The organism is Paraburkholderia lebeckiae (assembly GCF_050436325.1).
In the GTDB taxonomy this organism is placed as follows: domain Bacteria; phylum Pseudomonadota; class Gammaproteobacteria; order Burkholderiales; family Burkholderiaceae; genus Paraburkholderia; species Paraburkholderia tuberum.
This window is the reverse complement of the sequence record NZ_JBNDLZ010000003.1, coordinates 3247694-3265724: the sequence shown is the minus strand read 5'-3', so window position 1 is coordinate 3265724 and position 18031 is coordinate 3247694. Positions and strand designations below refer to the sequence as shown.

14 protein-coding genes are annotated in these 18031 nt (G+C 65.4%); 6 read left to right on the top strand and 8 right to left on the bottom strand.

All coding sequences use genetic code 11. The features are described 5' to 3' along the window. Positions 1–36 precede the first annotated feature (36 nt). On the bottom strand, positions 37–816 hold the full coding sequence (locus tag OKW44_RS33045) for an L-iditol 2-dehydrogenase (RefSeq protein WP_035471049.1): 780 nt from the start codon (positions 814–816) through the stop codon (positions 37–39). A 298-nt stretch (positions 817–1114) separates the two neighbouring features. On the opposite strand from OKW44_RS33045, the gene OKW44_RS33040 reads away from it, so the two are divergent. The 4 genes from OKW44_RS33040 to OKW44_RS33025 all read left to right on the top strand — a co-directional run bounded on the left by OKW44_RS33040 (position 1115) and on the right by OKW44_RS33025 (position 4422). Continuing rightward, complete coding sequence (locus OKW44_RS33040; RefSeq protein ID WP_018421672.1) at positions 1115–1612, top strand: Fur family transcriptional regulator; 498 nt, start codon at positions 1115–1117, stop codon at positions 1610–1612. 101 nt (positions 1613–1713) lie between these two features. Further along, complete coding sequence (locus tag OKW44_RS33035; protein ID WP_018421673.1) at positions 1714–2700, top strand: metal ABC transporter solute-binding protein; 987 nt, start codon at positions 1714–1716, stop codon at positions 2698–2700. Further along, positions 2697–3647 (top strand): ABC transporter ATP-binding protein, encoded by a 951-nt coding sequence (locus tag OKW44_RS33030; RefSeq protein WP_018421674.1) that lies wholly within the window; start codon positions 2697–2699, stop codon positions 3645–3647. The genes OKW44_RS33035 and OKW44_RS33030 overlap by 4 nt, the downstream gene beginning before the upstream one ends. Beyond that, the gene (locus OKW44_RS33025; protein WP_018421675.1) at positions 3640–4422 is read left to right on the top strand and encodes a metal ABC transporter permease; all 783 of its coding nucleotides are present in this window, start codon (positions 3640–3642) and stop codon (positions 4420–4422) included. Before OKW44_RS33030 ends, OKW44_RS33025 begins: the two co-directional genes overlap by 8 nt. A gap of 81 nt (positions 4423–4503) precedes the next feature. Here the strand turns inward: OKW44_RS33025 and fghA are convergent, their stop codons facing one another. The 3 genes from fghA to OKW44_RS33010 all read right to left on the bottom strand — a co-directional run bounded on the left by fghA (position 4504) and on the right by OKW44_RS33010 (position 8100). Beyond that, positions 4504–5355, bottom strand: a complete 852-nt coding sequence (gene fghA, locus OKW44_RS33020; protein WP_018421676.1) for an S-formylglutathione hydrolase — start codon at positions 5353–5355, stop codon at positions 4504–4506. A 15-nt stretch (positions 5356–5370) separates the two neighbouring features. After that, positions 5371–6477, bottom strand: a complete 1107-nt coding sequence (locus tag OKW44_RS33015; protein WP_018421677.1) for an S-(hydroxymethyl)glutathione dehydrogenase/class III alcohol dehydrogenase — start codon at positions 6475–6477, stop codon at positions 5371–5373. A 156-nt stretch (positions 6478–6633) separates the two neighbouring features. After that, on the bottom strand, positions 6634–8100 hold the full coding sequence (locus OKW44_RS33010; RefSeq protein ID WP_018421678.1) for a xylulokinase: 1467 nt from the start codon (positions 8098–8100) through the stop codon (positions 6634–6636). Between the two features lie 465 nt (positions 8101–8565). Between OKW44_RS33010 and OKW44_RS33005 the strand changes: the two genes are divergently transcribed. Beyond that, positions 8566–9975, top strand: coding sequence for a nucleobase:cation symporter-2 family protein (locus OKW44_RS33005; RefSeq protein ID WP_026226017.1), 1410 nt, complete (start codon positions 8566–8568; stop codon positions 9973–9975). A 115-nt stretch (positions 9976–10090) separates the two neighbouring features. Here the strand turns inward: OKW44_RS33005 and OKW44_RS33000 are convergent, their stop codons facing one another. The 3 genes from OKW44_RS33000 to OKW44_RS32990 are packed head-to-tail and all read right to left on the bottom strand — an operon-like array spanning position 10091 to position 16079. After that, positions 10091–11605, bottom strand: a complete 1515-nt coding sequence (locus OKW44_RS33000; RefSeq protein ID WP_026226018.1) for an efflux transporter outer membrane subunit — start codon at positions 11603–11605, stop codon at positions 10091–10093. Position 11606: 1 nt separating this feature from the next. Further along, positions 11607–14837: an efflux RND transporter permease subunit gene (locus OKW44_RS32995; protein ID WP_018421681.1), complete on the bottom strand. Its 3231-nt coding sequence runs from the start codon at positions 14835–14837 to the stop codon at positions 11607–11609. An 18-nt stretch (positions 14838–14855) separates the two neighbouring features. After that, positions 14856–16079, bottom strand: a complete 1224-nt coding sequence (locus tag OKW44_RS32990; RefSeq protein ID WP_026226019.1) for an efflux RND transporter periplasmic adaptor subunit — start codon at positions 16077–16079, stop codon at positions 14856–14858. 428 nt (positions 16080–16507) lie between these two features. Between OKW44_RS32990 and OKW44_RS32985 the strand changes: the two genes are divergently transcribed. Next, on the top strand, positions 16508–17149 hold the full coding sequence (locus OKW44_RS32985) for a TetR family transcriptional regulator (protein ID WP_018421684.1): 642 nt from the start codon (positions 16508–16510) through the stop codon (positions 17147–17149). A 92-nt stretch (positions 17150–17241) separates the two neighbouring features. Here the strand turns inward: OKW44_RS32985 and OKW44_RS32980 are convergent, their stop codons facing one another. Continuing rightward, positions 17242–17880: an isochorismatase family protein gene (locus OKW44_RS32980; protein ID WP_018421685.1), complete on the bottom strand. Its 639-nt coding sequence runs from the start codon at positions 17878–17880 to the stop codon at positions 17242–17244. Positions 17881–18031: the final 151 nt, after the last annotated feature.

Sequence of the window (18031 nt, the reverse complement as noted above, 5' to 3'; positions counted from 1 at the left end):
TCAGAGCAGTCAACGTGCCCGCTCCCTGCTCTTTGTTCAGCTCATCCAGTTGCCGCCGTCGACGTTCAGCGTCTGCGCGGTGATGTAGTCGGCATCGGCCGACGCGAGGAACAGCGCGGCGCCGGTCAGGTCGTCGGGCACGCCCATGCGGCCGAGCGGCACGGCCTCGCCGACGAGGCGCTTCTTCTCCCCGAGCGGCCGGTTCTCGTAGCGCGCGAACAGCGCGTCGACCTCGTTCCACATCGGCGTGTCGACGACGCCCGGCGCGATGCCGTTCACATTGATCTTATGCGGCGCGAGCGCGAGCGCCGCGGACTGCGTATAGCTCAACACCGCCGCCTTGGTCGCGCAGTAGTGCGACACGAGCGCCTCGCCGCGCCGCCCGGCCTGCGACGACATATTGATGATCTTGCCGCCGCGGCCCTGCTCGACCATCTGCCGCGCGACCGCCTGCATCAGGAAGAACATGCCCTTCACGTTGACCGCGAACAGGCGGTCGAACACGTCCCAGGATTCGTCGAGGAGCGGGCGCATGTCGAACAGCGCCGCATTGTTGAACAGGATGTCGATCTGGCCGAAGCGGCCGAGCGTGCTCGTGACGATGCGCTCGATGTCCTCGCGGCGCCGGACGTCGGCGCTGACGCTCAACACGCGCTCGCTGTAGGTGCCGCGCAGCGCGCCGCCGATGCTGTCGGTCGGCTTCACGTCGACCAGCACGCAGCGCGCACCCTCGTCGAGATAGCGCAGGGCTACCGCTTCACCGATACCGCTGGCCGCGCCCGTCAGAATGGCGACTTTGTCCTGCAATCGTGCCACTGCCTGTCTCCGGTTCGTTTTTACATTTTGGCGCGCGGTGAGCGAACGCTCATCGCGCGATCAATTGCTCGGTTAGTGATCGAATGATCGGATACGGACCGGATCATGTCAAGGCACGGGGAGGAATTTCGATGGTGCAGCGCGGCAGGAGCAAGCCCATTGCGCCACGGGTCGCCACGACGCATTCGCTGCGGCCCGCCGTGCGAAGATTCGCGCCGCTGACAAAAAATGGCGATACGTTATATCATTTCGACCTTGCAGCCCGCTCGGGGCCCGCCATGCCAGGAGATTCACGCCGGTGACTACCTCGCTCGCCAAACAGCACGCCATGCGGCTCGCGCATGCGGACGCGCACGCCGCGGCGCAGGGGCTCGCGCTGACGCCGCTGCGCCGCCAGGTGTACGCGGCGATCGTCGCGAGCGAGCGACCGGTCGGCGCGTACGAGTTGCTCGACGCGCTCGCGCCCGAGCGCGGTCGCATGCCGCCGACCACCGTCTATCGCGCGCTCGACTTCCTCGTCGCGCACGGCTTCGTGCACCGGATCGAATCGAAGAACGCGTTCATCGCCTGCTGCGAAATCGGCGTGCCGCATCGCAGCCAGTTCCTGATGTGCGACGGCTGCGGCGCGACCGTCGAGATTCCCGGCGACGAACTCGCCGACCGCCTGTCGCACAGCGCGCCCGCGCATGGCTTCGAGGTGCATCGTCAGGTGATCGAGCTAAGTGGACTGTGCGGGCCATGTGCGCGAGCGGCGAAGCCTGGCGGCGCCGGCGGAGCAGCAGGCAATTCGTCGTGATCAGATGCGCGGCGCCGCGCTAAGCGCCACCCCGTGCCACCCCGTTTTTGGCCTTGCCACCTCGAGTGGCTGATTCAACTCTCACCCAGCAGGAAACAACGATGAAAACAATCGGCTCGATGTTGTCCAGAGCGCACCGCGCGCTGAAGCGTTCGACGTCTGTGCGCACCCTGTACACCTGTCTGCTCGCGATCGCGGCGCTCGGCTTCGGCCACAACGCGTTCGCCGCCGACGCAAAAATTCCGGTCGTCGCCGCGGAGAACTTTTATGGCGACGTGGTCCGGCAACTCGGCGGCGATCGCGTCGACGTGATCAGCATCCTCAGCAACCCGGACCAGGACCCGCATCTGTTCGAAGCGAGCCCGGCCACCGCGCGCGCGTTGCAGCATGCGAGCATCGTCGTCTACAACGGCGCCGACTACGATCCGTGGATGGCGAAGCTGCTGGCCGCGTCGAAAGGCGCGCATCGCACCATGGTCGTCGCGGCCGACCTCGTCGGCAAAAAAGGCGGCGACAATCCGCACCTGTGGTACGACCCGGCGACGATGCCGAAAGTCGCGCGCGCGGTCAGCGACGCGCTCAGCGCTGCTGACCCGGCGCACAAGTCGGCGTACGATGCGAACCTCGCGAAGTTTCTCGATTCGCTGAAGCCGATCGACGCGAAGGTCGCCGAGCTGCACGGCCACTATGCGGGCTTGCCGGTCACGGCGACGGAGCCGGTGTTCGGCTATATGTCTGACGCGATTGGCCTCGCCATGCGCAATCAGCGCTTCCAGCTCGCCACGATGAACGACACCGAAGCGAGCGCGGCCGATATCGCCGCGTTCGAACGCGATCTGCGTGAGCGGCGCGTGCGCGTGCTGATCTATAACAGCCAAGCCACCGAGGCGCTGACCCAACGGTTGCTGAAGCTCGCGCAACAATCGAAGGTACCGACGATGAGCGTCACCGAAACCCTGCCGCCCGGCAAGACCTATCAGACGTGGATGCTGACGCAGCTCGATGCGTTGCAGAAAGCGCTCGCGGCGGGTGACACGAACGGCGCGATTGGCGCGACCAGCGCGAACGCGCAAGGAAAGGCTCCATGATTCCGACTGGCCATCAAACGCCAGCAGGTGCGCAATCAGGCGCACCCACCGCGCGCGGCGACAGGCCCGTGCTCGAACTCGCCAACGTGACGCTCGATCTGGGCGGCCGCACGATTCTGCGCGACACCAGCTTCGTCGTGAACCAGGGCGAGTTCATCGGCGTGCTCGGGCCCAACGGCGCGGGCAAGACGACGCTGATGCGCGCGGTGCTCGGCCTCGTGCCGGCCGTGGGCGGCGCGATCCGCGTGCTCGGGCAGACGGTCGAGCGCGGCAACGCGTCGATCGGCTATATGCCGCAGACGCGCAGCGCGCTCGCCGGCCGTCGCGTGCGCGGCCGCGATCTGGTCGCGATGGCAGCCGATGGTCATCGCTGGGGCTTGCCGCATGCGGATGCAAAAACGCGCGCGGACGTCGATCGGGTGCTCGAGCTCGTCGGCGGGACGAATCTGTCGAAGCGGCCACTGTCGGAGTTGTCGGGCGGCGAACGGCAGCGGCTCCTGCTCGCGCAATGCCTGCTCGGCAATCCGAAACTGCTGCTGCTCGATGAACCGTTGATCAGTCTCGATCCGCATCACCAGAAGGGCGTCGTCGAACTGGTGCGGCGCGTGCAGCAGGAGCTCGGCATCGCGGTGCTGTTCTCCGCGCACGAACTCAATCCGCTGCTGAACTCGATCGATCGCGTGCTGTATCTCGGCAGCGGCGTCGCGGCGCTCGGCACCGTCGACGAAGTGATCACGCGGCCGGTGCTGTCGCGTCTGTACGGCTCGCCGATCGACGTGATGCGCGTGAACGGCCGCATCTTCGTGATGTCGGGCGGCGTCGAAGTCGAGAAGCACGATCACGAGCACGAATATGACGAGCACGGCGGACATACGCATTCGCACGGCCACTCGCACAGTCACCCAAACCCGCACGACTTACGCGACGGACACACGCACGATGTTTGAATACGATTTCATGGTGAACGCATTCGCGGCCTCGGGGATCGTCGCGGTGCTGGCCGGCGTGGTCGGCTATTTTCTGGTGATGCGCGGACAGACCTTCGCGGGCCACGCGCTGTCGCATGTCGGCTTCACCGGCGCGACCGGCGCGGTGCTGATCGGCATCCCGCCTCTCTGGGGGATGATCGGCTTCACGCTCGCGGCCGGTGTCGGCATGGGCGCGCTCGGCGAACGGCTCGCCGGCCGCGACGTCGCGATCGGCGTAATCCTTTCCTTGTCGCTCGGCTTTGGGCTGCTGTTTCTGCATTTCTTCACCGCCTACGCGACGCAGGTGACGGCGCTGCTGTTCGGCAACGTGCTCGGCGTCAATGCAGCGACGCTCGGTGTGCTCGCGGCGTTGGGCGTCGTCAGTCTGGTCGCGCTCGCGGCCATCATGCGGCCGCTCCTGTTCGCGTCACTGCAACCGGAGCTGGCCGAAGCGAAGGGCGTGTCGCTGCGCAGCGTGTCGGTGCTGTTTCTCGCGATCGCCGCGCTGGCCGTCGCCGCTTGCACGCAGATCGTCGGCGTGCTGCTCGTGTTCACGCTGATGGTGGGGCCGGCCGCCGCCGCGCAGAACCTGAGCACGCGGCTGTCGACGGGTCTCGTGCTCGCGGCCGTGTTTGCGCTCGCGCAGGCGTGGCTCGGGCTGACGCTCGCGTTCCATACCGATTGGCCGACGAGCTTCTGGATCACCGCGCTGTCGGCGGTGGTGTATGGCGGGAGTCTGTTGAAGCGGCATTGAGCGGCGCTTACGCCGATGACACGGAAAAACGGCGGCACACGTGCCGCCGTTTTTTATTTCATGCCGCACTACCCGACGTTTTCAGCCGAGCAACACCTTCGCGTGATGCGCGAGATGATCCTCGACGAACGTCGAGATGAAGTAGTAGCCGTGGTCGTAACCCGCATGCCGGCGCAACGTCAGTGGCTGACCCGCGGCCTTGCACGCCGCTTCGAACACGTCGGGATTGAGCTGCGTGGGCAGGAACTGATCCGCGAGCCCCTGATCGACGAGAATCCCTTCCGCGAACTTGTGCGTCGCGTGCGAAACCAGCTCGCTTGCGTCGTACTGCTTCCACGCTTCACGGTTCTCGCCGAGATAACCGCTAAACGCCTTCTCGCCCCACGGACAACGCATCGGCGCCGCGATCGGCGCGAATGCCGACACCGACCGATAAATGTCCGGATTGCGCAACGCGAGCATCAGCGCGCCGTGCCCGCCCATCGAATGACCGAAGATGCCGAGACGCACGCCATCGATCGGCAGGTTCGCAAGCGCCGTTTCGCGCAGCTCGTCGCGCACGTACGAGTACATGCGGTAGTTCCGCGCCCACGGCTCCTCGGTCGCGTCGACATAAAAGCCCGCGCCGACGCCGAAGTCCCACGCATTGCTCTCGCCTGGCACGCCCGCGCCGCGAGGGCTCGTATCCGGCGCGATCAGCGCGATACCGTGCCGGGCCGCGAAGCGCTGCGCGCCGGCCTTGATCGCGAAGGTCTCTTCGGTGCAGGTCAACCCCGCGAGATAGAACAGCGCGGGCACCTTCGCATTGCCCTGCAACGCCTGCGGCGGCAGATAGACCGAGAAGCGCATCGGCAGACCGATGGTGCGCGACTCGTGTCGGTAAAAGCGCTGCTCGCCGCCGTGGCAGGCGTGCGACGATAGTAGTTCGAGCATCGCGACGCTCCTCGCTTAGTAGAGCACGACCGAGCGGATCGACTCGCCCTTCTTCATCAGATCGAAGCCCTCGTTGATGCGCTCGAGCGGCAGACGGTGCGTGATCAGATCGTCGATATTGATCTTGCCTTCCATGTACCAGTCGACGATCTTCGGCACGTCGGTGCGGCCTCGCGCGCCGCCGAACGCCGAGCCCTTCCACTCGCGGCCCGTCACCAGCTGGAACGGCCGCGTGCTGATCTCCTCGCCCGCCGCCGCGACGCCGATGATGAACGACTGCCCCCAACCCTTGTGCGTGCATTCGAGCGCCTGGCGCATCACCTTCACGTTGCCGATGCATTCGAACGAGTAGTCGGCGCCGCCGTCGGTCAGCTGCAAGATGTGATCGACGACGTTCTCGACTTCGTTCGGGTTGATGAAGTGCGTCATGCCGAACTTCTTCGCGAGTTCGACGCGGCCCGGGTTGAGATCGACACCGATGATCTTGTCCGCGCCGACCATCTTCGCGCCTTGAATCACGTTCAGCCCGATACCGCCGAGCCCGAACACGACCACGTTGGCCCCCGCCTCGACCTTCGCCGAATACACGACCGCGCCGACGCCGGTCGTCACGCCGCAGCCGATGTAGCAGATCTTGTCGAACGGCGCGTCCTCGCGCACCTTCGCGACCGCGATCTCCGGCACGACGATGTAGTTCGAGAACGTCGACGTCCCCATGTAGTGAAACAGCGGTTTGCCGTCCAGCGAGAAACGCGAGGTCGCGTCGGGCATCAGGCCCTTGCCTTGCGTCGAGCGAATCGCCTGACACAGGTTGGTCTTGCGCGACAGACAGAACTTGCACTGGCGGCATTCGGGCGTGTAAAGCGGAATCACGTGATCGCCCTTCTTCAGCGTGCCGACGCCCGGCCCGACATCGACGATCACGCCCGCGCCTTCGTGGCCGAGAATCGCCGGGAAGATACCTTCGGGATCGGCGCCCGACAGCGTGTAATAGTCGGTGTGGCAGATGCCCGTCGCCTTCACTTCGATCAGGACTTCACCGGCGCGCGGACCTTCGAGATCGACTTCCTCGATCGTCAACGGGGCGCCGGCTTTCCATGCGATTGCTGCTTTGGTCTTCATCGTCAATGCTCCTGTGAATCCGTGAGTGCGTGAATGCGAAATGGCATCGCGTGCCGGGCGGCTACGTGGCACGCGAAAAGCGTCATGGTATTGCATAGTGCGTGAAGGCTGCGTCGCCGATGGCTGCGCTCGGCACCGTGTTCAACGCCGTCGCTGTCACTTCGCTTCGCCCGGCGCGCTACCACCAAACCACGGCTCGACCCGGCCATACAGATCGACGAAGCGCGCATAGCGTTCAGCCAGCGCCGCATCGCCTCGTGGACCCGCGACGCGCGTCGCGCGCGGCGCGAGCGCGGCGAGATCGCGCGTCTGCCAGTGGCCGCACGCGAGACCGCCGAGGATCGCCGCGCCGCGCGGCGCCGCGTTGGGGCAATCGACCGCATGCAGGTCGACGTCGAGCGCATCGGCGAGCAGTTGTCGCCAGCGCGCATCGACGGAGCCGCCGCCCGCGAGCTTGAGCGCCGTCACCGGTGCGCCGCTCGCGCGAATCGCGTCGAGCCCCGCGCGCAACGAGAACGCGACGCCCTCGAACGCGGCACGCATCATCGCGCCGCGCGTATGCTCGAGCGACAAACCGAGCCAGCCGCCGCGTGCCTGCGGGTTCAGCCACGGCGTACGCTCGCCCGTCAGGTACGGCAGGAAGCTCAGCGTCGACGCCACTTCAGCGGCGGCATGAGCGCTTGAATCAGCCGCATCGTCAAATGCCTCTCGGTAAGCCTCCGCCCACCCAAACGACAGCCACCCGCGCACCCGCTCCAGCGCGATGCCGACGTTCTGCATCGCGGCCATCCGATACCAGTGATCGCTCGCCGCGCGATAGCGATGCAAGCCCTTCAGCGGCGCAGGCTCGTCGTTCGCGAGCACGACGATCTGTCCGCCGGTGCCGGTCGTCAGCAGCGCGTCGCCGTCACGCACGAGTCCGCTGCCGAGCGCCGCGCACGGCGTATCCGCGGCGCCGGTTGCGAGCACGATACCGGCCCGTAAGCCAAGTGCCTGCGCGGCCTGCGGCGACAGCGCGCCCGCCGCCGCATACGACGGCGCCACAGGCGCGAACCACTCGGGCGGAATCTCGAGGCGTTGCAGCAGCGCCGTGTCCCACGCGCCGGCGGGATCGGCGAGCGCGGTCGCGCACGCGTCGGACGCGTCGGTCACGCACGCGCCGCCGAGCGCGACGCGCAGCCAGTCCTTCGGCTGCAGCGCCCAGCGCGTGCGGCGCGCGGCTTCCGGTTCTTGCAGCACGAGCCAGCGCAGCAGCGGTCCGGCCATGCCGGGCGCGACCGGATTCGGTTGCGGCTCGGGCCACGCGTCGAGCATGGCGAGCGCGCGCGAGTCGGGCCACAGCATTGCGCGCCGCACGGCTGCGCCGTTTGCATCGAGCAGCACGACGCCGTGCATCTGGCCAGAGAAGCCAATCGCGCGCACGCCGTCACGAAGTTCGCGCGGCAGGCCCGCCATCGCATGGACGAGCGCGTTCCACCAGGTCTCGACGTCGATTTCGGCCCAACCCGCGTGCGGCGTAACGAGCGCATAAGCGACGCTCGATACCGCCTGCTCGCGTCCATGTTCGTCGACGATTGCCGCTTTCAGGGAGCCGGTGCCGAGGTCGATGCCGAGAAAACTCATGAGCGCAGGGACGTTGAAATGAGGTGAAGAAAGAGCCAGCGAGACTGGCGACGAAGTGGGAAAGCGAAGCTCAAAGGCGAAGCTGCACAGACGCCGCGAACGTTGAACAGACAGCCCGGAAAACACGCGAAAAGAACCATTCGCGGGTTAACCCCGCCGTGCTGCGAGCGTCATCAAAACAGGACTATGCGTGAAGCGTGATACACGTCATTGATTCTCACACATATCCCCTCGCGCGACGAACCCGCGCCGCGCACGCCATGCACCGCCCGCAGCCCCCACTGCATGGGGCTCTCTGGCGTCCGACGGCCGATCCGTCCCATTCGTGGCCTTAATTTGCCTTTCAAAACAGGTCTCTGCATATCGTCGCCGGGAATGCCGGAATAGCCACGTATGGTCTTGTTGCGACTTTTCGTCCCCGATACCTTGGAGTCATCCCAAAACGCGATGGTGGAGACAGACGATATGCAAGCGAACACGGTTCACCCGTGCGACGAGCGCCTACCGGCGGGCCAGTTGCTCACTCTCGGCATCCAGCACGTGCTGGTCATGTACGCTGGCGCGGTCGCGGTGCCGCTGATCGTCGGCGCCGCGCTGAAACTGCCGAAAGACCAGATCGCCTTCCTGATCAGCGCCGATCTGTTTTCGTGCGGCATCGCCACGCTGATCCAGACGCTGGGACTGTGGATCTTCGGCATCCGTCTGCCCGTCATCATGGGCTGCACGTTCGCGGCCGTCGGCCCGATGGTCGCCATCGGCACCAATCCTTCGCTCGGCATCCTCGATATCTTCGGTTCGACGATCGCGGCCGGCGTGATCGGTATTCTGCTCGCGCCCGCGGTCGGCAAGCTGTTGCGCTTCTTCCCGCCGGTCGTGATCGGCGTCGTGATTTCGGTGATCGGCCTGTCGCTGATGGAGGTCGGCATCAACTGGGCGGCCGGCGGTGTCGGCAATCCCGACTACGGCAATCCGGTATATCTCGGCCTGTCGCTGCTGGTGCTGACGCTGATCCTGCTGATCAACAAGTTTGCCAGGGGGTTCGTCGCCAACATCTCGGTGCTGCTCGGCATCGTCGCGGGCTTCGCGATCGCGCTGATGCTCGGCCGCGTCAACATGGACGGCGTCACACACGCGCCGTGGGTCGGCTTCGTGATGCCGTTCCACTTCGGACTGCCGCACTTCGATCCGCTGTCGATCGCGACGATGGTCACCGTGATGTTCGTCACGTTCATCGAATCGACCGGGATGTTTCTCGCGGTCGGCGACATGGTCGATCGTCCGGTCGATCAGAAAACGCTGGTGCGTGGCTTGCGCGTCGACGGTCTCGGCACGCTGATCGGCGGTATTTTCAACTCGTTCCCGCATACGTCGTTCTCGCAGAACGTCGGGTTGATCGGCGTGACCGGCGTGAAGAGCCGCTTCGTGTGCGCGATGGGCGGCGTGATCCTCGTGCTGCTCGGCCTCTTCCCGAAGATGGCGCAGGTGGTCGCGTCGGTGCCGGCGTTCGTGCTCGGCGGCGCGGGCATCGTGATGTTCGGCATGGTCGCGGCGAACGGTATCAAGGTTCTGTCGCGCGTCGACTTCGTGAGGAATCAGCACAACCTCTTCATCGTCGCTGTCAGCATCGGGCTCGGCCTCGTGCCGGTCGTCTCGCCGCACTTCTTCTCGCAACTGCCGCCGGCGTTGTCGCCGCTGCTACATAGCGGGATTCTGCTCGCGTCGGTGTCGGCGGTCGCGCTGAATCTGATCTTCAACGGCGTGAAGAGCGAGAAGAAGGCGAAGAGCGAGCTTCGCCGCGCCGGGCACGATCTCGACGCCAGCGCGGGCGGCGAACCGCAGAGCACCGAGATGCTGCGGGCGGCGGATCTGCATTGAGCTTTTGATGCGTCGATAATGCGGCGAGCGGCACCGAACGCCGCGAATCAACAAAAACGCCACGGCATGCCGTGGCGTTTTTGCTTTACTTCAGCGGTTCGTCGAGCCGAAGCGCTTACCCTGCCGTCGCCGCCGAAGCCGCGACCGGTGCGCTCGCCGCACCGTAGTCGACCGGCGCGTCGGCGGGACGCGGCTGGTCGCCGTTGTGCTCGATCCAGCCTCCGCCGAGCGCCTGGTACAGCGTGACCAGGTTCTGCAGACGTTCCATGCGCGCGGTGACCAGCGCCTGCTGAGCCACGTACAACGAGGTCTGCGCGGTCAGCACCGAAAGATAGCTGTCGACACCGTTCGTATAACGGAGAGTCGACAGATCCAGCCGGCGCTGCTCGGCCGCGACATCCCGCTCGAGCGCCGCGATCTGCTCGTCGTACGTGCCGCGCGCGGCCAGTCCGTCCGCCACTTCGCGGAAGGCCGTCTGGATCGCCTTTTCATACGTGGCGATCTGCACGTTCTTCTCGATGTTGGCGAGATCGAGGTTGGCCATGTTCTGACCGCCCTCGAAGATCGGCAGCGTGATCGACGGCGCGAAGCTCCACGCCGCCGAACCCGGCTTGAACAGCCCGCCGAGCGTCGGGCTCAGCGTGCCGGCGCTGCCGGTCAGCGTGACCTTCGGGAAGAACGCCGCGCGCGCCGCGCCGATGTTCGCGTTGGCCGCGAGCAGATTCTCCTCGGCCTCGATGATGTCGGGACGACGCGTCAGCAGATCGGACGGCAGGCCCGCCGGAATATCCGTGAGCAGGCTCTGGTCGTTCAGCGGCAGGCCGCCCGGCAGATCAGCCGGCAACGGCTCGCCGATCAGCAGCACCAGCGCGTTGTCAGCCTGGGCCCGCAAACGCGTCTGCGTCTGCAGGTCCGCGCTCGCGGTCTCGACGACCGTTTCCGCCTGGCGCAGATCGAGTTCCGAACCGGTGCCGTTATCGAACTGCAGCTTGGTGATCCGATACGACTCCTGCGCCGTCTTCAACGTGTTCTGCGTGACCTTCAGCAGATCGTCCAGTTCGAGCACCGTCATGTACTGGTTCGCCACCTGCGACACCAGCGCGATTTCCGCCGCCTTGCGCGCCTGCGCGGTGCCGAGGTACGTGGCCAACGCCTGATCCTTCAGGCTCTGCACGCGCCCGAAGAAGTCGATTTCCCACGACGCGTTCAAGCCCACCGAATACGTGTTGGAGATCGTCACGCCGGTGAAAGTCAGGTCCTTCGGCGTGCGCGACTTGCTTTGCGAAGCCGCGGCGTCGAGTGTCGGGAACAGGCCCGCGCGCACGATACGGTACTGCGCCGCCGACGCCTGCATGTTCAGCACCGACACACGCAGATCACGGTTGTTCTTCAGCGCGATTCCGATCAGCTGCTGCAGACGCGGATCGACGAAGAAGTCGCGCCAGCCGATGTCCGCGGCGGCCTGGCCGTTCGCGCTGCGCGCGCCCTGCGCGCCCGGCTGCTGGTCGTACACGCCGCCGGTCGGGAAGGTCGCCGTCACGGGCGCCGCGGGCCGCTGGTAGTGCGGTGCCAGCGTGCAACCCGTGGCGAGCAGCGCGACCGCTACTGCAATCAAAGAGTGTTTTTGCATCTCAATGCCCATCCTTGCCCGAGCCATTGCCATCCGAGCCGTCGGTCGTGCCACCCGCCGCGCCGCCTTGCGGATCGCGCGGATGGTGCTGTTCGTAGTGGCGCAGCGCCTCATCCGGGTCTTCCTTCTCACCGCCGAACTTCGCGCGAATCACGACGAAGAACATCGGGATCATGAAGATCGCGAGAAAGGTCGCCGTCAACATGCCGCCGATCACGCCGGTACCGATCGCGTGCTGGCTGGCCGACCCCGCGCCGTTACTGATCGCGAGCGGCAGCACGCCGAGAATGAACGCGAGCGAGGTCATCAGGATTGGACGCAACCGCAGACGCGCCGCTTCGAGCGCGGCTTCGATCGGTCCCATGCCTCCACCCTGCTGCAGTTCTCGCGCGAATTCCACGATCAGAATCGCGTTCTTCGCCGACAGGCCCACGGTGGTCAGCAGACCCACCTGGAAGAACACGTCGTTCTCGAGCCCGCGCAGCGTCGCGGCCAGCAGTGCGCCGATCACGCCGAGCGGCACCACCATGATCACCGAGAACGGGATCGACCAGCTTTCATACAGCGCCGCGAGACACAGGAACACGACGAGAATCGAGATGCCGTACAGGATCGGCGCCTGCGAACCCGACTGACGCTCTTGCAGCGACAGACCCGTCCACTCGTAGCCGACTCCCGCCGGCAGCTTGGTGACGATCTGTTCCATCGCCGCCATCGCCTGACCGGTCGACTTGCCCGGCCCGGCCGCACCCTGGATTTCCACCGACGAAATACCGTTGTAGCGCTCGAGCTTCGGCGAACCGAACGTCCACTCGGTGTGCGCGAAGGCCGAGAACGGCACCATCGCGCCCGCGCTGTTGCGCACGAACCAGGCGTTCACGTCTTCCGGTTTCATCCGGAACGGCGCGTCGCCCTGCAGGTAGACCTTCTTGATCCGGCCGTCGGTGTCGAGGAAGTTGTTCACGTACGCCGAGGCCCACGCGATCGAGAACGTCTGGTCGATCGTGGCGAGCGACACGCCGAGCGCCGAAGCCTTCTCGCGGTCGATGTTCACCTTGAACTGCGGCGTATCGTTCAGGCCGTTCGGACGCACCTGCGCGAGCGTCGGATCTTTCGCCGCCAGACCGAGCAGCATGTTGCGCGCTTCCATCAGTTTCGCGTGACCGATACCCGCGCGGTCCTGCAGCTGGAAGTCGAAACCCGCCGCGGTGCCGAGTTCAGGAATCGACGGCGGATTGACCGGATACACGAGCGCGTTCTTGTAGCTGCTGAAGTGCATGAACAGACGTCCAACGAGTGCCTGCACTTTCTGATCCGCGTGCTGACGCTGCGCGTAGTCCCTCATCCGCACGAACACGAGACCCGCGTTCTGGCCGCGACCCGCGAAGCTGAAGCCGTTCACCGTGAACGTCGATTCGACGATCGCCTTCTCGTCGTTCAGCAGGTAGTCCGACACGTCTTTCAGCGCGCGCGCGGTGGTTTCCTGCGTGGAGCCCGACGGCGTTTGCACCAGCACGAACATCGTGCCCTGGTCTTCGTCAGGCAGGAACGACTTCGGCAGACGCACGAACAGCAGCCCCACCGCGAAGATCACCACCATGTAGATGATGAGCCAGCGGCCCGAGCGCTTGATCACGTGGTGCACGCCCGAGTGATACTTGTCGCGGCTCGTGTTGAAGGTACGGTTGAACCAGCCGAAGAAGCCGGTGGCTTTTTCGTGATGCCCCTTCGGAATCGGCTTCAGGATCGTCGCGCACAGCGCCGGCGTCAGAATCAACGCGACGAGCACGGACAGCACCATCGCCGCGACGATCGTCAGCGAGAACTGCCGGTAAATAGCGCCGACCGAGCCGCCCGAGAACGCCACCGGCACGAACACCGCCGACAGCACGAGCGCCACGCCGACCAGCGCGCCGGTGATCTGGTCCATCGCCTTGCGGGTTGCATCGCGAGGCGACAAGCCCTCCTCCTGCATCACCCGCTCGACGTTTTCCACCACCACGATCGCGTCGTCCACCAGCAGGCCGATTGCGAGCACGAGACCGAACATCGACAGCACGTTGATCGAGAAACCGACCACGCTCATGATCGCGAACGTACCGAGCAGCACCACCGGCACCGCGATCGTCGGGATCAGCGTGGCGCGCAGGTTCTGCAGGAACAGGTACATGACGAGGAACACCAGCACGATACCTTCGAGCAGTGTCTTGACCACTTCTTCGATCGACAGGCGCACGAACGGCGTCGTGTCGTACGGGTACTGCACGACGAGACCGTGCGGGAAGTACTTCGACAGTTCGGCGATCTTCGTGCGCACCGCTTTCGCGGTGGAGAGCGCGTTCGCGCCCGTGGCGAGCTGGATACCGAAGCCTGCCGTCGGCTGACCGTTGTACTTGGTGTCGAAGTTGTAGTTTTCGCCGCCGAGCTCGACGCGCGACACGTCGCGCAGACGCACCTGCGAGCCGTCCTGATTCACCTTCAGCAGGATGTTGCCGAACTGCTCGGGGGTATTGAGCAGCGTCGCCTGCGTGATCGTGGCCTGCAGCACCTGGCCCGGCACCGACGGCGTGCCGCCGAGCGAGCCGCCCGCGACCTGCACGTTCTGCGCCTGCAGCGCGGTTTCGACATCGAGCGGCGTCAGACCGAAGTTATTCAGCTTGTTCGCGTCGAGCCAGATCCGCATCGCGTACTGCGAGCCGAACAGCGTCACCGTGCCCACGCCGTCGATACGGCTGATCGGATCCTGAATGTTCGACGCGACATAGTTCGCGAGGTCGTACTTGTTCATGCTGCCGTCGGTCGACACGAACGCCATCACCAGCAGGAAGCTGCTGCTCGACTTCGTGACCTTGGTGCCGAGTTGCTGCACCGCTTGCGGCAGCAGCGGCGTGGCGAGCTGCAGCTTGTTCTGCACCTGCACCTGCGCGATGTCAGGGTTGGTGCCGGCCGCGAACGTCAGCGTGATGGTGGCCGTGCCCGAGTCGTCCGAGGTCGATGCGAGGTACAGCAGGTGATCCAGACCACTCATCTGCTGCTCGATCACCTGCGTAACGGTGTTTTCCACCGTCTTCGCCGAAGCACCCGGATAGGTTGCGCTGATCTGGATGGACGGCGGCGCGATGGTCGGGTATTGCGCGATCGGCAGCGTGAACACCGACGCGAGACCCGCGAGCATCAGGATGATGGCGATCACCCATGCAAAAATCGGGCGATCAATAAAGAACTTTGCCATGAGGCGGGCTCCCTGTTATTACGCGCCCGAGGCGGCGGAGGCAGGTTGAGCCGCCGGTTGACCCGTCTGCGCGCCGTTCGCGGCCGCGTCGGAAGCCGGGGTGCCGGGCAGTTGCGCCGGCACGGGCTTGACCTGCTGGCCGGGACGCGCCTTGTCGGTGCCCTGGACGACCACGCGGTCACCCGGCTTCAGGCCGTCCGAGACCACCCAGTACGAGCCGAAGGTGCCCGAAGTGACGAGCTGACGCAGCTCGACCTTGTTGTCGTTGCCGACGACGAGCGCGGTGGGCTGACCCTTCTGGTCGTGCGTGACGCCGACTTGCGGCACGATGAGCGCGTTCTGGTTGACGCCCTCGTCGATCTTCGCGCGCACGAACATGCCCGGCAGCAGCACGTGGTTCGGGTTCTTGAAGATCGCGCGCACGGTGACTGAACCGGTGCCTTGGTCGACGGTCACGTCGGTGAACTGCAGCTTGCCCTTCTCGGAATAGATGCGGCCGTCTTCCAGCACCAGCGTGACCTGCGCGGCGCCCGGGCCGGTCGTCTTCAGACGCCCTTCCTGGACCTCGCGGCGCAGCTTCAGACCGTCGAGGCTCGATTGCGTGAGGTCGACGTAGACCGGATCGAGTTGCTGGACCGTGGACATCAGCGTGGCCGCGCTCTGCTGCACGAAGGCGCCCGGCGTGACCTGCGACACGCCGATCTGGCCGGTCACGGGCGAGGTCACGTCGGTGTAACCGAGGTTGATCTGCGCGGTATCGACCGCGGCCTTGCCCGCGGCGACGTCGGCGGCGGCCTGGCCTTCGGCGGCGACCGCGTTGTCGTAGTCCTGCTTGCTGACCGCGTTCGCCGCAACCAGCACCTTGTAGCGATTGGCCTGCGCGGTGGTCGTCACCAGGTTCGCCTGCGCCTTCGCGAGCGATGCCTTCGCGTTGTTCAACGACGCAATGTACGGCGCCGGATCGATCTTGTAGAGACGCTGGCCGGCCTTGACCTCACTACCCTCGGTGAACTCGCGGCGCAGCACGATGCCGTCGACCCGTGCACGCACCTGCGCGACGAGGAAGGCACTGGTACGGCCGGGAAGTTCGGTGACGACAGGCACGGTCGTCGGCTGGAGGGTGACGACGCCGACTTCGGGCGTCTGTGGCGGCGGGGCAGATTGTTTTGGTCCGCACGCCGCCAGCAAGATGGCAGCCGTCGCGGCACTAATTAAGCGGAATGGAACCCGTTCGACGCGCATGGAGCGACCTCTGTCAAAGACTGAGTAATGAAAAAGTGCGCGCATCCCTACCCCGGGGACGACAGCGCACACAAGCGTCTCGCGACGCTCGACCGGAAGCCCATGGATGCAAACCTGCGCCTGCAGGGCACCCTGCCACGAATGCGCCATACCGGGGAATGCCGCGCAGCGCCGCCGTTTGGCGGCCGCGAAAGCGCTTTCGAAAGGCAACAGTGACGGATATTAACCGCTCGTCACGGCTTGGGCTATCCGATCGTGGGGTGCTATTATATATACATTCATGAATGCATGTAAAAGTGCATTCATATCTTCCGAGGCTGGGGTACCGCAGATTCGCGTCGCAATTCGCTTCAGAAGTAGTCAAAGCGTCATCAGACTGACTTAAAACTGTCCGCATAAACCCCAGGATCAGCGCAGGCTACACCAATATGGTCAGAAGAACCAAAGAAGAGGCGCTGGAGACGCGCAACCGGATTCTCGACGCGGCCGAACAGGTCTTCTTCGAGAAGGGTGTATCGCGCACGTCGCTGGCCGATATCGCCCAGGCCGCGGGCGTCACGCGCGGCGCCATTTATTGGCATTTCGCGCATAAGAGCGAGCTGTTCACCGAAATGTTCGACCGCGTGCTGCTGCCGCTCGACGAACTGAAGGCGGCATCGCTCGATCCGAACGAAGCCGATCCGCTCGGGCGACTGATGGAAGTCTGCATCGTCTGCCTGCGCGACACCGCCAACGATCCGCGCCGCCGCCGCGTGTTCGACATCCTGTTTCTGAAGTGCGAGCTGGTCGAAGACATGGGGCCGGTGATGGAACGGTATCAGACCAATATGCGCGAGGGGCTCGCGAAGATCGAGGGCGGTCTGCGCAATGCGATCTCCAAAGGCCAGATGCCCGCCGACCTCGACACGAAGCTTGCCGCGGCGATGGTCCACGCGTTCGTCGGCGGCTCGTTGCGCGACATGCTGTTTTTGCCCGACGCGACCGACTTCGGCGCGCATGCGCAGCAGATGGTGGAAGCGATGTTCGACGCCTTGCGCCTGAGTCCGGCGTTGCGCAGGAAGGCGGCGTAGAAGGCGCGCGAGGGTGACGGATTGGAAAAGCGGGCGGCTCGGTGAACCGCCCGTTTCTGTTTTTGGACCGGACGACCGCCCCTGCGCCGGGTTCAGGCAACCGCCCGGCGTGCTCGCGCCGCCTGATTCGACGCATAGATGTTGCCGCGCTCGAGCGGCGCGCCGCTCTTTAGCGCCGCGATCCATCGATCGGTGCTCGCGACCGCCGCGAAGCGCGACTGCAGCACCACGCTGAACATGCGATGAATCTCCTCCGCGCTCGCGAAGCCCGCGCTGTTTTCATACGGCACCGAGCCGGTTGCGTCGTGCAGGAACTCGACGGCGAGGCCAGCATGCACCGCGTGGTTGATCGTCGAGGCATCGCAATTGTGGGTCATGTAGCCGGTGACGCTCAGCGTATCGATCTGCCGGGCGGCGAGCCAGTCGGCCAGATCGGTCCCAGCGAATGCGCTCGGCAGCGACTTCTCGACGAAATGATCATGAACGCGCGAGCTGACGACCGTGTGCAGTTCCGCGGCCGTGCTGCCGCGCGCGAACAGCGGCGAGGTGGCGGGCGCGACGTTCTGCACGACCACGACCGGCACGCTGGCGGCGCGCGCTGCATCGATCGCGCGACCGATGTTGGCGAGCGACGTGCGCACGTCCGGAAATTCGATCGGCAGGTCGCCGCTCACGTATTCGTTCTGCACGTCGATGACGATCAGCGCACGGCGCGGCGCGGGTGTGCTCATGGCAAGGCTCCTTGTCAGAAAAAGCGGTCGATGGCCCGCGCCCAGCGCGGTGGCCGCGGCACAACGGCAATGACGGCATTGTTGCTCCGCTGCCCGCCTGTCGACAGCGGCCCGAATGACAACATTCGCTAGGATCGGGCCATACTTATGG

What these genes read in the sequence shown, in the direction of transcription:
- OKW44_RS33005 (WP_026226017.1), top strand. Translation starts at nt 8,566, where the DNA reads ATGCAAGCGAACACGGTTCACCCGTGCGACGAGCGCCTACCGGCGGGC.
- OKW44_RS33000 (WP_026226018.1), bottom strand. Translation starts at nt 11,605, where the DNA reads ATGCAAAAACACTCTTTGATTGCAGTAGCGGTCGCGCTGCTCGCCACG.
- OKW44_RS32990 (WP_026226019.1), bottom strand. Translation starts at nt 16,079, where the DNA reads ATGCGCGTCGAACGGGTTCCATTCCGCTTAATTAGTGCCGCGACGGCT.
- fghA (WP_018421676.1), bottom strand. Translation starts at nt 5,355, where the DNA reads ATGCTCGAACTACTATCGTCGCACGCCTGCCACGGCGGCGAGCAGCGC.
- OKW44_RS33015 (WP_018421677.1), bottom strand. Translation starts at nt 6,477, where the DNA reads ATGAAGACCAAAGCAGCAATCGCATGGAAAGCCGGCGCCCCGTTGACG.
- OKW44_RS33025 (WP_018421675.1), top strand. Translation starts at nt 3,640, where the DNA reads ATGTTTGAATACGATTTCATGGTGAACGCATTCGCGGCCTCGGGGATC.
- OKW44_RS32980 (WP_018421685.1), bottom strand. Translation starts at nt 17,880, where the DNA reads ATGAGCACACCCGCGCCGCGCCGTGCGCTGATCGTCATCGACGTGCAG.
- OKW44_RS32985 (WP_018421684.1), top strand. Translation starts at nt 16,508, where the DNA reads ATGGTCAGAAGAACCAAAGAAGAGGCGCTGGAGACGCGCAACCGGATT.
- OKW44_RS33010 (WP_018421678.1), bottom strand. Translation starts at nt 8,100, where the DNA reads ATGAGTTTTCTCGGCATCGACCTCGGCACCGGCTCCCTGAAAGCGGCA.
- OKW44_RS33030 (WP_018421674.1), top strand. Translation starts at nt 2,697, where the DNA reads ATGATTCCGACTGGCCATCAAACGCCAGCAGGTGCGCAATCAGGCGCA.
- OKW44_RS32995 (WP_018421681.1), bottom strand. Translation starts at nt 14,837, where the DNA reads ATGGCAAAGTTCTTTATTGATCGCCCGATTTTTGCATGGGTGATCGCC.
- OKW44_RS33035 (WP_018421673.1), top strand. Translation starts at nt 1,714, where the DNA reads ATGAAAACAATCGGCTCGATGTTGTCCAGAGCGCACCGCGCGCTGAAG.